Origin of the sequence: Streptosporangium oxazolinicum, from assembly GCF_039537505.1 — a bacterium.
Taxonomy (GTDB): Bacteria; Actinomycetota; Actinomycetes; order Streptosporangiales; family Streptosporangiaceae; genus Streptosporangium; species Streptosporangium oxazolinicum.
The window spans coordinates 1-13,645 of record NZ_BAABAQ010000007.1 but is presented as its reverse complement, the minus strand read 5'-3'; the positions used below and the strand labels follow the sequence as shown (position 1 = coordinate 13,645).

The following is a 13,645-nucleotide window of genomic DNA, read 5'->3' as shown; positions in this document are numbered from 1 at the left end:
CGTCATCAGAAGCGCTCCGGGAAGAGCAGGGCCGCGACCATGAAGATCACCAGAGCGGCGACCACGACCAGACCGGCGGCGTTGACGGCACTCACAACCGTTCCACCGCCCTGACGACCAGCCCGAGGATCACGAAAACCGCGACCGTCAGGGCGACGAAGATGACGTCTGCCATCCCCACTCCTCGAATCCGGGGTTTGTCCGCCACCACCCGACGGGTGGGACATAAATCAGGAAACCCCTGTTTTTCGCCCTTCTTGCGGGTCTTGACGGGTTCCATACGCCCCGGCCCCGAGGCTTGACGCCTCCCCTACGCGAGCCCCGGAGGGCCTTTGAGGAGCGTTTAAGGAGCGGCCCGCAGACCGGAAACACCGGTCGCCGCACCCCTCGCGTATCCGGAAACGTGACCATGAAGATGTCCGGGGACGGCCGACGGGAGACGCAGGTCACATCCGTCCGTGTCACAGGGGGCCGGGCTACCTCGTCTCAGAGGGTGTAGCCGTCAACGAGCACGGAGGAGAACACCATGGACGCGCGACTGAACTACTTCGCCGACCCGGCCGTCGGCAAGGTCCTCAAGCACTTCATGACGGTGGGCAAGGCGCTCAAGGACCTGCCGCTGCCGGCCACCACGCAGGAGCTGGTGGCGCTCCGGGTGAGTCAGATCAACGGCTGCGCCGTCTGCCTCGACATGCACACCAAGGAGGCCACCGCCGCCGGCGAGACCCCGGTGCGGCTGCACCTGGTCGCGGCGTGGCGGGAGGCCACGGTCTTCACCGAGGCCGAACGTGCCGCGCTGAGACTGGCGGAGGAGGGGACCCGGGTCGCGGACGGGGCCGGTGGGGTCGGCGACGAGGTGTGGGCGGACGCCGCCAAACACTACGACGAGGGGCAGCTCACCGCCCTGGTGCTCCTGATCTCCTTCATGAACACGGTGAACCGGCTGAACATCATCACCCGGCAGCCGGCCGGCGACTACGTGGCAGGGCAGTTCCACTGAACGGCGCCGGCGACCGGCTCGGGGGCCCGGCCGCCGACCCCGGGCCCAAGGGCGTCACCCTGGCGTGCCGGTGGCCCGGATGATCATCGCGGGATGCTCGCGCCGACGAGTACGGCCGGGTGAGAGGGGTCCACGAGGAGGGGATTCGGCGTGAGCAAGGTCGAGGAGTTCGAGGAGCTGCGGCCACTGCTGTTCTCGATCGCCTATCGGATCCTGGGCAGTGTGGGTGAGGCCGAGGACGCGGTGCAGGAGACGTGGCTGCGCTACGACGGCCTGGAGACCCGGCCCACGTCGGCCAAGGCCCTTCTGTCGGCCGCGGTGACGCGGATCTCGATCGACGTGCTGCGCTCCGCGCGGATGCGGCGGGAGGAGTACGTGGGCCCGTGGTTTCCCGAACCGCTGCTGAGCGACCCGTACCAGGATCCGGCGCGGTCGGTGGAGCTGGCCGACTCGGTGTCGATGGCGGCGTTGCTGCTGCTGGAACGGCTCAGCCCGCTGGAGCGGGCGGTGTTCGTGCTGCGGGAGGTGTTCGGTTTCGGCTTCGACGAGGTCGCCTCGGCGGTGGGGCGGTCGGAGGCGGCGTGCCGGCAGTTGCTGGTGCGGGCGCGGCGGCACATGGAGGCCGGGCGACCGCGCTTCGAAGCGGCCCGCGAGGAGCGGGAGGAACTGGCGTCGCGGTTCTTCGACGCCCTCCGCGACGGCGACGTCGTCGGCCTGCGGGACCTGCTCGCCACCGACGTGTCGATGGTCGGTGACGGCGGCGGCAAGGCCCCGCAGCTGGCCAGGGCCGTCGTCGGCGCCGAGAACGTGGCCCGGCTGCTCGCCTTCCTCTTCCCCCGGATAGCCAGGGTCGACGTGACGTTCGAGCAGCACGAGGTCAACGGCGAGCCGGGCGCCATCTTCCGCGACCGGGACGGCAGGGTGCTCCACATCCTGGCGCTCGACGTGCTCGACGGGCGGATCCAGACGATCCGCTCGGTGATCAACCCCGACAAGCTCGGGCACGTGGGTCCGGTGGCGGACGCCTGGGCGATCGACCGCGAGGTGAGACGGGCACACCGGCGCGCGGAATGACCGCGACGGCGGGCGGGGTGGCGAAACCCTTCACGGGGCCTTCACGGGTCCTCCACGCGGGCGGCATCTGTGCCTACCCGCCCGCCATCGCCCCCACGACCATGAACGGCTCGGCCCCCGTCGCGACCGGCTCGGGCAACGGGGTGTCGGGTGGTTCGTGGGACAGATCCCGCTCGCAGGCGAAGAACCGCACGAACGGCCGGCGCCGCTGCGTGACGTGATCACGGATCGTCCCGCGCAACACCGGATAGCGGGTTTCGAGCGCGTCGAGAACCGAGCGTTGCGTGGCCTGCCCCTGGATGTGGAGCGTCACCTCGCTCTCGACACGCGCGAGGTTCCGCAGATGCGCCGGGAGCACGACGCGGATCATGGCAGTGTCTGGACTTCGACGGACAGCACGGCCGGAAGGTCCCGGGCGATGGGCGCCCAGTTGTCGCCGGCGTCGGCCGATACGTACACCTGGCCGCCGGTCGTACCGAAGTAGACGCCGCACGAGTCCAGCGAGTCGACGGCCATCGCGTCGCGCAGCACGTTGACGTAGCAGTGGCTCTGCGGCAGCCCCCTGGTGAGCGGCTCCCACTCGTTCCCGCCCGTCCGGCTGCGGTAGACGCGCAGCCTTCCCTCGGGCGGGTAGTGCTCCGAGTCGCTCTTGATCGGAACGACGTAGACGGTGTCCGGCTCGTGCGCGTGCACGGCGATGGGGAAACCGAAGTCGCTGGGCAGGTCACCGCTGATCTCGTACCACGACTCCCCGGCGTCGTCACTGCGCATGACGTCCCAGTGTTTCTGCATGAAGAGCACCTCCGGACGCGACGGGTGCGTGGCGATGTGGTGGACGCAGTGGCCGACCTCGGCGTCCGGGTCGGGAATGCCCTCGGAGCGCAGACCGCGATTCATCGGTTGCCAGCTCTTGCCGACGTCGTCCGTCCTGAACACACCCGCGGCCGAGATCGCCACGACGATACGCCCGGGATCGCGCGGATCCGGAACGATCGTGTGCAGGCACATCCCCCCGGCCCCCGGCTGCCAGGAAGGACCCGAGCGATGCTCGCGCAGCCCGGACAGCTCCTGCCAGGTCTGCCCGCCGTCCGCCGAGCGGAACAGGGCCGCGTCCTCGACCCCGGCGTAGACCGTGTCCGGGTCGGTGGGCGACGGCTCGAGATGCCAGACCCGGGTGAACTCCCACGGGTGCGGCGTGCCGTCGTACCACTGGTGAGTGCCGGGGACGCCCTCGTACCGGAACTGGTTGCCGACCGGTTCCCAGGTCGCGCCGCCGTCGTCGGAACGCTGGATCAGCTGCCCGAACCAGCCGCCGGACTGCGACATGTAGAGCCGGGACGGGTCGGCGGGGGATCCCGTGAGGTGGTAGATCTCCCAGCCCCCGAAGTGGGGGCCGCTGATGTCCCACCGCTCGCGCCCGCCGTCCGAGGTCAGGATGAACGCGCCCTTGCGCGTGCCAACCAGTACGCGTACACCACTCATCGGCGTCCCTTTCCGGCCTCGCCGCCGATTCGTGCCGGCGCGTGGCCACGCTCCCGATCGTGACCGGGAGCGAAGCCGACTCCACTCGCGACATGCCCGCCACGGTCGTGGCTACCGACGCTATGACAGCCCACCGACAAAATCGCCGTCCAACACTCGCCGGAACCGGCCGCCTCGCCGAGTGGTCAGCGACGACGTGGAGGTCCGTCCCCGGCGGGCGCGGGGGTGATCTGGAACAGGGCGGCCCTCCATTCACCGTCGCGGCGGGTCAGCGCGGTGGTGGCGAAGACCCTCATGGTCTGCTTGTCCGTGCCGTTGACGAGCACGTCGATCTCCACGGTGGCGGTGTGGACCGCGCCGCCGTCGCCCAGCACGATCACCCGGTGGTCGCTCAGGTCGGTGCGCGTGTACGGATTGCGGTTCTCGGCGAACCCCTCCAGGATCGCCTCCCGGTCGTCCACGATCCCCCACGGCGACACGCTCAGCGGCGCCTCGGTGAGGAAGCGGTCGTAGAACCGCGCGTCGCCGTTCCTGTTGGCCTCCCAGGCCCGCTCGGACAGCTCGATCAGCTCACGCTCGATCGGCTCACGCTCGATCGGCTCACGCTCGGTCTGCTCACGCTCGGGGCTCATCGCCGTACTCCCTCTCGCTTGACACCGGTTTAACCGGTGTCAGTGTTACACTTGATCCATGACCCTGGCAAACGCCATGGAGCTCGCCCCGCTCGGCGGGCAGCGCTTCAGGTTCGACGCCGGCACGCTGTGCCTGGAGCTTCTCGTCACCGGAGGCGAGGGAGAGCTCTCGAAGTGGGAACGGCTCCACACACCCGCCGACCTCACCGCGTGGATCCCGCACTCCAGGGCGGGTCTCGGCGACCTCGTCCAGGTCTCCGCCGACGACCTCGCCGCCACCCTGCGCGTGCGCGCCGCCCTCCAGCGGCTCGCCGAGACCGCCGCCTCGGGCTCGCGCGCCCTCTCCGGGGCCGACCTCGCCACGCTGAACGAGGCCGCCGCCGCGCCGCCGCCCGTCCCGGTCATCGGCCCCGCCCTGGAGCGCACCTGGGCCTCCCCCGTCACCGGGGCGCAGTTTCTCTCCGCCGTGGCCCGCGACGCCATCGAGGTGTTCGGCGGACCGGCCCTCGACCGGATCAGGACGTGCGGGGGTGAGCGCTGCCCCATGCTCTTCCTCGACACCTCCCGCCCCGGGGCGCGGCGCTGGTGCTCGATGGACCGCTGCGGCAACCGCTACAAACTCCGCACCCGCCGCGACCGCCACCCCGCGGGCTGACGGCCGCTCCCCAGCCCCCGAACCCGGAACGGCGCGCCGGACCGCGCCGAGTAGTCTCCTGTTCGACATCCGCGTCGTGACGCGCGGGGCCTGACGACTCGCCCGGCCAGGTCACGACGTGGACACCCCCTTTTTCCAAGGAAGTGTGATGAGTTCACAGTCAGCGGGCCGCTTCGGCCTGGTCGGCAGCGGGTGGCGCTCGGAGTTCTTCCTGCGCCTGGCCAGGCTGCTGCCGGAGCGGTTGTCGGTGTCCGGCGTGGTGACCAGGTCGCGTGAGCGCGGCGCCGAGGTCGAGGCCGCCTGGGGGGTGCCGACGTTCCGCTCCGTCGGGGAGATGCTCGCGGCCGGACGGCCCGAGTTCGTCATTCCCTCGGTGCCGTGGCCGGTCACCCCCGAGGTGACGAAGGAGCTGGTGGGACTCGGCATGCCGGTGCTGGCGGAGACGCCCCCGGCGGCCGACCTGGACGGATTGCGCGACCTGTGGTCGGCCGTCGGGTCCAGCGGTCTGGTGCAGGTCGCCGAGCAGTACTCGTACATGCCGGGTCACGCGGCGAGGCTGGCGCTCGTCCGCGAGGGGGTCATCGGGCAGGTGACCTCCGTGCAGATCTCCTCGACGCACCTGTACCACGCCGTCTCCCTGATCCGGCATTTGCTCGGGGCCGGGTTCGGCGAGACCACGGTGTCGGCCAGGTCGTTCACCGCCCCGCTTGCCGACCCGCTGTCCAGGGACGGCTGGACGGGCGACTCCACGCCGAAGGAGGCGGCCACCACGATCGCCACCCTGGAGTTCGCCGAGGGGATGGGACTCTACGACTTCACCGACAACCAGTGGTGGAACCCGCTGCGCGCCCGCCGGATCGTCGTCCGGGGATCACTGGGCGAGATCGTGGACGACCACGTGGTGCGCCTGGCCGACCCGAGGACCCCGGTGGAGTCGCGGCTCACCCGGCGCCAGACCGGGATCGACCTGAACCTGGAGGGCCGCGAGCTGGACCACATCAGCTTCGACGGGCGCGTGGTCTACCGCAACGACCACCGGGGCGCGCACTTCTCCGAGGACGACCTGGCCGTCGTCTCGCTCCTGTGCCGGATGACGTCCTGGTGCCGGGGTGAGGCCCCGGAACCCTACTCCCTGGCCGACGGCTGCCAGGACCACCTGGTCGGCCTGGCGATCGGGGAGTCACTGCGCACCGGCGCCGCGGTGACCACCGGCCGCGAGGCATGGGCCCGGTAAACCGGAAAAACGAGGTGGAGAGCGCCGCCCGCCCGGTCGGGGGGTGAAAGGCACAGACGGGCGGCGCCGTTTAAGGGCGGCTCAGCTCAGGGAGAGCCGGAGCAGCAGATCCTTGACCTCGGTGGCGGCGATCCGGTCGCTGGCCACGGACGGGTCCGAGCAGAGCAGCACCGGGCCGTCGAGGGGGTTGTCGGGCAGCCGGCCGTGCGAGCCCCGGATGGCGCGGGCGCCCGCGTCGAGACCGACGACGTTCATCGTGTAGCGCATGCCGGTCTTCTTGCGCAGCAGCGCCACCCCGGCCCTGCGCTTGGCGGCGCCGGGGTCCGCGGGGTCGAAGAACAGCTCGGCGGGGTCGTAGCCGGGCTTGCGGTGGATCTCGACCAGGTTGGCGAAGTCGGGACGCCGGGCGTCGTCGAGCCAGTAGTAGTAGGTGAACCAGGCGTCGGGCTCGGAGACGAGGACCAGTTCCCCGGCGCGGGGGTGCGCGAGCCCGTTCCTGGCTTTGCCCTCCTCATCGAGCACCTCGGCGACCCCGGGCAGCCCCGCGCAGAGCTTGGCGACGGCCGGGATGTCGGCGGGGTCGGCGACGTAGACGTGGGCCACCTGGTGGTCGGCGACGGCGAACGCGCGGGAGGTCCAGGGGTCGAGATACTCCATGCCGTCCTGGGTGTAGACCTTCAGCAGCCCCTCGGTCCGCAGCAGCCGGTTGACGTCGACCGGGCGGGAGACGTCGGTGATGCCGTACTCCGACAGGGCCACCACGGTGGTCCCGCGCGCGGCGGCGGCGTCCAGCAGGGGGGCGAGCACGGTGTCGAGCTCGGAGGCGGCGGCGGCCGAGCGCGGGTCGGACGGGCCGAACCTCTGCAGGTCGTAGTCCAGGTGCGGCACGTACGCCAGGGTGAGGTCGGGGTTGTGGTCCTTCATGATCTGCTCGGTGGCGCGGCAGATCCAGGTGGACGAGGCGATGCCCGCCCCCGGGCCCCAGTAGGTGAACAGGGGGAAGGTGCCCAGCTTTCCGGTGAGCTCGTCGTGCAGCTCCGGCGGGTAGGTGTAGCAGTCGGGGTCCTTGCGCCCGTCGGCACGGTAGATGGGCCGGGGGGTGACCGTCCAGTCGACGTCGGCGCCCATCGCGTACCACCAGCACACGTTGGCCACGGTGAAACCGGGCCGCTCGCGCCGGGCGGCGTGCCACAGCTTGTCCCCGCCGACCAGCGCGTTGTGCTGGCGCCACAGGAAGACCTCGCCGAGCTCGCGGAAGTACCAGCCGTTGCCGACGACACCGTGCTCGGCAGGGGCGACACCGGTGAGGAAGGTCGACTGGGCCGAGCAGGTGACGGCGGGCAGCACGGTGCCGAGTTCGGCCTGGAAGCCGCCGTCGGCGACGGCGCGCAGCCTCGGCATGTGCGCCAGCAGCCTCGGGGTCAGGCCCACCACGTCGAGGACCAGCAACGATGTCATGCTTTCACTCCAAGGTCGCGCATCTCGGCGCGGGCGAAGTCCAGCTCGTCGGCGATGCCCGCGGCGAGCCGGTCGGGGGTCTGCGGGCGCAGCGCGGGTGGCAGCACGCCCCAGGTGTAGGTTTCCACGTCGAAATGGTCGCAGAGCGGCTCGGGTCCGCCGACCAGCTCCGCGAGGGCCTCGCGCAGCACCGGTACGGTGGTGGCGAGCGGTGCCTCCGGTGCGACGTGCAGCGGTACGTGGTAGTGGACCCGCCACGGTCCGGGCAGCTTCCGCTCGAACGCCTCGTCGAGGTCGTCGGCGTCGTCTCCGGCCGCGTTGCGGGTCTGGTGCAGGAAACGCGGTTCGACGTACTCGCGCAGGCTCTCCGGGTCGTCGCTCTCCAGGGCCGCGGAGACCTGGACCTTGACGATGGGCAGGCCCGCCTCGGCGTACCGGCGCAGCGCGTCGGCGGGCCGCTCCCAGGCGCACGCCAGGTGGGCGAGGTCCAGGCAGACGCCGAGCCGGTCGGTGTCGACGCCGGACAGGGCGCGCACGGCCTGGTCGGTGGTCTCCACCACGCAGCCGGGCTCGGGTTCGAACGCCACCCGGATGACGCGGCCGGTGGCGGACTCGACGGCGGCGAGCCCGGTGGCGAGCTCGTCGAGCCCGCGCGTGGCGCGGTGGGACATGTCCTCGTCCCAGGGGTCGCGCCAGGCGAGCGGGAGCGTGGAGATCGATCCCCTGGCGGCGTCGTCCGGCAGCAGGACGGCGAGGATCCGTGCCAGGTCGAGGGTGTAGGTGAGCCGTTCGGGCGTCGTCCAGTCGGGGTGGTAGACGGCGTGCTTGACCACCGGGTCCTGGAACGAGCGGTAGGGGAAGCCGTTGAGCGTCACGACCTCCAGCTCCCGCGCGTCCAGCTCGCGGCGCAGCCCGGCCAGCAGCGCGGGGTCGGCGGCGAGCGCGGCGGCGACGGGCGCGGCCAGCCAGAGCCCGAGCCCGAGCACCTCGGTGCCGAGGCGGGCGCGGATCGGCACCGCGTACGTGTCGAGCTGCTCGACGATGCCGCCGAGGTCCTCGGCCGGGTGCACGTTGGTGCAGTAGCTCAGGTGCAGCGTCCGGCCGCCGGGGTGGCGTAGCCGCATCAAGACCCTCCGCGTTTGATGGAGCTGCCCTCGAAGGTGGGTTCCGCCGCCCCGGCGCCGACGCCCGACAGGTCGAGGCGGCCCGACTGGGCGTAGAACTCCACGGGGTTGCGCCACAGCACCCGGTCGACGTCGTCCTCGCTGAACCCGGCCTCCAGCATCGCCCTGCCGGTCTCCAGGGTGAGCAGCGGGTCGGACACGCCCCAGTCGGCGGCGGAGTTGACCAGCACCCGCTCCAGGCCGTGCTCACGCAGGATCTCCACCATGCGGGGCGGCGACATCTTGGTCTCGGGGTAGATGGAGAAGCCCATCCAGCAGCCCGAGTCGTGCACGATCTTCGCGGTGACCTCGTTGAGGTGGTCGACGGCGACCAGTCCGGGCGCGATGCCGGACGAGGCGACGACGTCGAGGGTGCGCTGGGTGCCCCTGGCCTTGTCGCGGTGCGGGGTGTGCACGAGCGCGGGCAGCTCGTGGTCGACGGCCATCGCGAGCTGCCGTTCGAAGGCGTCGTCCTCGTCGGGGGTCATCGAGTCGTAGCCGATCTCGCCGACCGCGACGACGCGGTCCTTCTCCAGGTAGCGCGGGAGCAGGTCGAGCACCGGCCGGCAGCGCGGGTCTCCGGCCTCCTTGGGGTTCAGCGCGATGGTGGCGTGGTGCAGGATGCCGAACTGCCCCGCGCGGTACGGCTCCCAGCCGACCAGCGAGTCGAAGTAGTCGGTGAACGAGCCGGGGTTGGTCCGGGGCTGCCCCAGCCAAAAGGCGGGCTCCACAATGGCGAGCACCCCGGCGGCGGCCATCCTGGCGTAGTCGTCGGTGGTGCGCGACGTCATGTGGATGTGCGGGTCGAAGATCCGCATCAGGCCTCCTTCTCGCTGGTCAGACGGTCGAGCAGTGCGATCGCGTCGTCGGGGGTGTGCCGTCCGGCCGCCGCGCGTTCCTCGGCGAACGCGGCGAGCATCCCGGCCAGCTCGGCGTCGGCCCGCTCCTCCAGCCGGTCCACGGCGGCGAGCGGCACGCCCATGAACACGCACTTGAGCACCGCCTGCCGCCACATGGTCTGGTCGAGGTGGCGGGCGTACGGGCCGAGGGCGGCGGCCACGAGGCGGGTGTCGTTGGTGCGGATCGCGTCGTGCAGGAGCGGCACCGCCTCCGCGCCGACGGGCAGCAGCGGCAGGGCCTTGAGGACGGCGCGCTTCTCGTCGGCGTCGCCGTACCGGTAGAGGTCCGCGACCTGCCCGGCCACCGCGTCCGGCGGCAGCGCGGCGAGCAGGACCGCCCTGGCCGCCTCGTCGGCGGTCCAGCCGGGGACGTCCGGCAGCGGTGCCCGCCCGGCGCGCCGTCCCGCGGAGGCGAAGTGCCGCGCGACGCTCTCGGGTTTGGCGGCGACGCCCTCCCGGGCGGTGGCGAGCCACTCCTGGTCGAGGGCCGCGAACAGGCTGTCCGTGCGGGTGCTCGGTTCCGGTGTCATGCGTTCGTCCCTTCGGCGGCGGCTGCGCGCAGGAAGTCCAGGGATCGGGCGGCCACCTGCGGCGCGGCGTGCGAGTGGCGGGGCAGCTCGACCGCGACCAGGCCCCGGTAGCCGCACTCGGCCAGGGCGCGCAGCACGGGAGGGAAGTCGATCTCCCCTTCCCCGAACTCCAGGTGCTCGTGCACCCCGCGGCGCATGTCGTCGATCTGCACGTTGACGAGGTGGTCGGCGACGGCGGTGACGCAGTCGGGGACCGGGTCGGGTTCGAGGCAGCGGCAGTGGCCGATGTCCAGTGTGATGCCGAACGCGGGTGGTTCGCCGAGTTCGGCGTGGAGTTTGCGCCATCCGGCGATCGTCTCGACGAGCATGCCGGGCTCGGGCTCGAAGCCCAGCGGCACGCCGGCGGTGCCGGCCTCCTCGGCGATCCGGGCGCAGCCGTCGACGAGCCTGGCCCAGGCCGTGGCCTCGCCGACCGTCTCCGGGCGCACGCCCGCCCAGAACGACACCGCCTCGGCTCCCAGGTCGGCGCCGACGGCGACCGCCCGGCTCAGGAAGTCCAGGCGCGCCTCGCGCTCGTCGTGCAGCAGCGTGGGGGCGTGCTTGCGCCACGGGTCCAGCAGGTAACGGGCGCCGGTCTCGACGACCACGCCAAGACCGAGGTCGCGCAGCAGGTCGGCCACGGCCGCGACCCTGCGCGCCAGGCCCTCCTCGTACGGGTCCAGGTGGTCGTGGTCGAGCGTGAGGGCGACCCCCTGGTAGCCGAGGTCCGCGATGACCCGGAGCGCGTCGGCGAGCCGGTGGTTGGCGAACCCGTTGGTACCGTAGCCGAACCTCGGCCCGGCGCCCGTGCTCGTGTCGGTGCCGCCGGGGCTCACGTGGGGGACACCTTCTTGGCGAGGGCCCGAGCGAGCGGGACGGCCGCCGCGACCGCGACGCCCTCGCGGATGGCGCCGCTGCGGGCGACGAGCGCGCCCTGCAGGGCGGGCAGCGCGACGATGCCGGTGCCGACGGCGGCCCGCAGCCGGGAGGCCGACGGCTCGGCGACCGCCTGGGCCTGGGACAGGCCGAACCTGGCGGCGTACCAGCCGGTGAGCCCCGCCTGCACGGCCCGCACCACCTGCGCCGCGCGCTCGGTCCGCGGCTCGCGCGAGGCGTCGCCTCGGCCCAGCGCGGTGGCCACGGCGAGCGCGACGGTGCCCGCCAGGGTCGCCACGGGGAGGCCGCGGTCGGAGCCGGACACCTCGGCGCGCGACAGCGCGGTGAGCAGGTAGGTGTGGGCGGCGACGGTGAGGGCCGAGGGCAGCGCGTCCGCGACGCTCCGCCCCGGGGCCGCGCCCAGCAGCACGTCGAGGCCGCGGCACAGCGCCATCGCCAGCGGCCCGGCCGCCGTGTTCTTGGCCACCAGGTCGTACGACCAGACGGCGGCGGCGAGCGGGACGGCGACCGCCAGGGCCCGTCGGCCGCCGGAGAGCCCGGCGGCCGCCAGACCGGCGACGGTGAGACCCGCGGCCACCTTGAGCGCGGCGTCCGGCGACACCCGGCCGGACGGGATCGGCCGCTCCGGGCGTTCCACCGCGTCCAGGTGGCGGTCGGCCCAGTCGTTGGCGGCCATCCCCGCCCAGTACAGGCAGACCGAGGAGCAGGCCAGGCCGAGGGTCCTGCCGCCGAGCACCTGCCCGGCGGCGGCCCCGGCGACGACGTCACCGGGTACGGACAGGGCGGCGGGGGCGCGCACGAGCTCGGCGAGGTCGCGCAGCGACGGCATCAGACCGGCTCCTCTCCGCCGAGGGTGCCGGCGAACTCGCGGAGCACCCGCCACTGGTCGGCCAGCGCGTGCGGCACCGCCCCGAGCGGGTCCTTGAAGAAGAAGGCGAGCTCGCCCAGCGGCCCGGTGCGGCCGGAGCGGTGCGCCGCCGACGTGAGCCTCGCCAGGTCCAGGACGAGGGGCGCGGCGAGGGCGGAGTCGCAGCCGTGCCAGGTGAACTCCATGCGCATGGGCGTGCCCAGGAAACCCTCGAAGGTGACGAGGTCCCAGGCGGTCTTGAAGTCGCCGATGTCCTCGACGTACTCGATGCGGGTCTCACCCTGCGGGGTGTAGCCGAGCGTCTCGCCCAGCACCCGCTGCTTGCTCGCGGCCTTGGCGGCGTTGGCGGCGGGATCGGCGAGGTTGGCGCCGTCTCCCCCGCCGAGCAGGTTCATCCCCGACCAGGTGCGGACCCGGAGGTTGCGCTGGGCGAACATCGGGGCGAGCACCGACTTGACGAGCGTCTCGCCGGTCTTGCCGTCGTGGCCACCGTACGGCAGCCCCTGCAGGTCGGCGAGCCGATCCAGGGCGGGCAGCCGGGCGCCCGTCGACGGGGTGAAGTCCACGTAGGGACAGCCCGCGCGGAAGGCGGCGTACGCCGTCAGGGCGCTGGGCGGCAGCAGGTCCCGCGAGGTCGCCAGCTCGGCCTCCAGCAGCTCCAGGTCGGCGTGGGCCGGATGGGGCTCGGGGGCCGGCTCGGTGGTCGAGACGTTGATGACGACGACCCGTTCCAGGCCGTGCCGCAGCCGGAACTCGGTGATGTCGGCGCCGATCAGCTCCGCGGTCGCGGCCTGGTTCTCGGCGAGCGGCACCTGCCTCAGGTTCTCCTCGACCCGGGCGAGCTCGTCGCGCAGGGGCTCGAGCAGCCGGGCCGGTACGATCCCGGCTCCGGCCAGCGCGGCCGCCTTCTTCTCCAGCGGGGTCGGCACGATGTCGTGCCCGCCGAACACCAGGTCTCCCAGACCTGGCAGCCCGGCGCCGCGGAACTCGGGGAGTTCCGTCACGCAGCCCGTCGGCTGTGCGAGACCGGCGCGCATCGCCAGCGCTCCGATGATGCTCGTGACGGCGACGGACCCTCGTGCTCCTATCAGCCACACTCCCGTACGCATCTGGCCTCCTGTGGTGAGTCGACTCCTGGGGGATGACGGTTTTCATCCGCCCGGCCGGGACCGGACGGCGCCGATGACATCACCATTGCGGCCGTCCGGTCGGAGGGGATGTCACGGCGGGTATTACGTGGTCGTTAAAACGGAGGAGACGACCCCGCGGCGGGCCGGACCGGGTGGTCCGACCCGCTTGTGCAAGGAATCGTACGTTATGCGGATATTACGGATATATGTCTCGGCGCTATATGTTTTCGTCGAACCAGCTCAGCCTGCGGAATTCAGGCAGGGAGTCCCGTCGGGAAGTTCGGTCCGAGGAGTTCGGCCGGGGATTTCCGTCCGGGCTCCTGTCCGGGTTCCGGTCCGAGGAGTCCGGTCAGCGGTTCGCGCCGGGGGTTCCGGTACGGGCTTCGGTCCGGGTTTCCGGCCGGAGGTTCCAGTTCGGGGGTTTCCGTCTAGGGGTTCCAGTCCGGGGTTTCCGTCTGGGGTTTCAGTCTGAGGAGAAGGCGGCGTCGAAGGCGGTGGAGGGCGGGGTGATGGCGTTGAGCTTGCGGATGACGGCCAGGGCGTCGGGGGCGCCGTCCAGGCGGTCCATCCCGGCGTCCTCCCAC

At 72.1% G+C, this 13,645-nt stretch carries 16 protein-coding genes and 1 pseudogene; 4 read left to right on the top strand and 13 right to left on the bottom strand.

Going from position 1 to position 13,645, the window contains the following annotated elements:
* Positions 1-5 precede the first annotated feature (5 nt).
* Entirely contained in the window at positions 6-95 is a 90-nt protein-coding gene (gene kdpF / locus ABD817_RS19720) for a K(+)-transporting ATPase subunit F (protein WP_344919474.1), read from the bottom strand.
* Complete coding sequence (locus ABD817_RS19715) at positions 92-280, bottom strand: hypothetical protein (RefSeq protein WP_344919473.1); 189 nt, start codon at positions 278-280, stop codon at positions 92-94. Before ABD817_RS19715 ends, kdpF begins: the two co-directional genes overlap by 4 nt.
* A gap of 246 nt (positions 281-526) precedes the next feature.
* Between ABD817_RS19715 and ABD817_RS19710 the strand changes: the two genes are divergently transcribed.
* The gene (locus ABD817_RS19710; RefSeq protein ID WP_344919472.1) at positions 527-1,000 is read left to right on the top strand and encodes a carboxymuconolactone decarboxylase family protein; all 474 of its coding nucleotides are present in this window, start codon (positions 527-529) and stop codon (positions 998-1,000) included.
* 150 nt (positions 1,001-1,150) lie between these two features.
* The gene (locus ABD817_RS19705; RefSeq protein ID WP_344919471.1) at positions 1,151-2,074 is read left to right on the top strand and encodes an RNA polymerase sigma-70 factor; all 924 of its coding nucleotides are present in this window, start codon (positions 1,151-1,153) and stop codon (positions 2,072-2,074) included.
* Positions 2,075-2,147: 73 nt separating this feature from the next.
* On the opposite strand, the gene ABD817_RS19700 is transcribed toward ABD817_RS19705, so the two are convergent.
* From ABD817_RS19700 to ABD817_RS19690, 3 genes are all read right to left on the bottom strand, one after another.
* Entirely contained in the window at positions 2,148-2,432 is a 285-nt protein-coding gene (locus ABD817_RS19700; protein WP_344919470.1) for a MoaD/ThiS family protein, read from the bottom strand.
* Between the two features lie 8 nt (positions 2,433-2,440).
* Positions 2,441-3,556 carry a WD40/YVTN/BNR-like repeat-containing protein gene (locus tag ABD817_RS19695; protein WP_344919469.1) on the bottom strand — a complete coding sequence of 372 codons (1,116 nt, stop codon included), beginning with the start codon at positions 3,554-3,556 and terminating at the stop codon, positions 2,441-2,443.
* 185 nt (positions 3,557-3,741) lie between these two features.
* Positions 3,742-4,188, bottom strand: coding sequence for a nuclear transport factor 2 family protein (locus tag ABD817_RS19690; RefSeq protein WP_344919468.1), 447 nt, complete (start codon positions 4,186-4,188; stop codon positions 3,742-3,744).
* Positions 4,189-4,246: 58 nt separating this feature from the next.
* Between ABD817_RS19690 and ABD817_RS19685 the strand changes: the two genes are divergently transcribed.
* Positions 4,247-4,843, top strand: a complete 597-nt coding sequence (locus ABD817_RS19685; RefSeq protein ID WP_344919466.1) for a CGNR zinc finger domain-containing protein — start codon at positions 4,247-4,249, stop codon at positions 4,841-4,843.
* A 148-nt stretch (positions 4,844-4,991) separates the two neighbouring features.
* The gene (locus ABD817_RS19680) at positions 4,992-6,077 is read left to right on the top strand and encodes a Gfo/Idh/MocA family protein (protein WP_344919465.1); all 1,086 of its coding nucleotides are present in this window, start codon (positions 4,992-4,994) and stop codon (positions 6,075-6,077) included.
* A gap of 81 nt (positions 6,078-6,158) precedes the next feature.
* On the opposite strand, the gene ABD817_RS19675 is transcribed toward ABD817_RS19680, so the two are convergent.
* The 8 genes and pseudogenes from ABD817_RS19675 to ABD817_RS19640 form a co-directional block, all read right to left on the bottom strand.
* Positions 6,159-7,535 (bottom strand): alkaline phosphatase family protein, encoded by a 1,377-nt coding sequence (locus tag ABD817_RS19675; RefSeq protein WP_344919464.1) that lies wholly within the window; start codon positions 7,533-7,535, stop codon positions 6,159-6,161.
* Positions 7,532-8,659, bottom strand: coding sequence for a metabolite traffic protein EboE (gene eboE, locus ABD817_RS19670; protein ID WP_344919463.1), 1,128 nt, complete (start codon positions 8,657-8,659; stop codon positions 7,532-7,534). The genes ABD817_RS19675 and eboE overlap by 4 nt, the downstream gene beginning before the upstream one ends.
* Positions 8,659-9,516, bottom strand: coding sequence for a TatD family hydrolase (locus ABD817_RS19665; protein ID WP_344919462.1), 858 nt, complete (start codon positions 9,514-9,516; stop codon positions 8,659-8,661). The genes eboE and ABD817_RS19665 overlap by 1 nt, the downstream gene beginning before the upstream one ends.
* Complete coding sequence (locus ABD817_RS19660; RefSeq protein ID WP_344919461.1) at positions 9,516-10,127, bottom strand: EboA domain-containing protein; 612 nt, start codon at positions 10,125-10,127, stop codon at positions 9,516-9,518. Before ABD817_RS19660 ends, ABD817_RS19665 begins: the two co-directional genes overlap by 1 nt.
* Entirely contained in the window at positions 10,124-11,002 is an 879-nt protein-coding gene (locus ABD817_RS19655) for a sugar phosphate isomerase/epimerase family protein (protein WP_344919460.1), read from the bottom strand. Before ABD817_RS19655 ends, ABD817_RS19660 begins: the two co-directional genes overlap by 4 nt.
* Positions 10,999-11,892 carry an SCO3242 family prenyltransferase gene (locus ABD817_RS19650; protein WP_344919459.1) on the bottom strand — a complete coding sequence of 298 codons (894 nt, stop codon included), beginning with the start codon at positions 11,890-11,892 and terminating at the stop codon, positions 10,999-11,001. The genes ABD817_RS19655 and ABD817_RS19650 overlap by 4 nt, the downstream gene beginning before the upstream one ends.
* Entirely contained in the window at positions 11,892-13,040 is a 1,149-nt protein-coding gene (locus ABD817_RS19645) for an inositol-3-phosphate synthase (protein WP_344919458.1), read from the bottom strand. Before ABD817_RS19645 ends, ABD817_RS19650 begins: the two co-directional genes overlap by 1 nt.
* A gap of 484 nt (positions 13,041-13,524) precedes the next feature.
* Positions 13,525-13,645: pseudogene (locus ABD817_RS19640) on the bottom strand (sugar phosphate isomerase/epimerase); the annotation flags it as partial.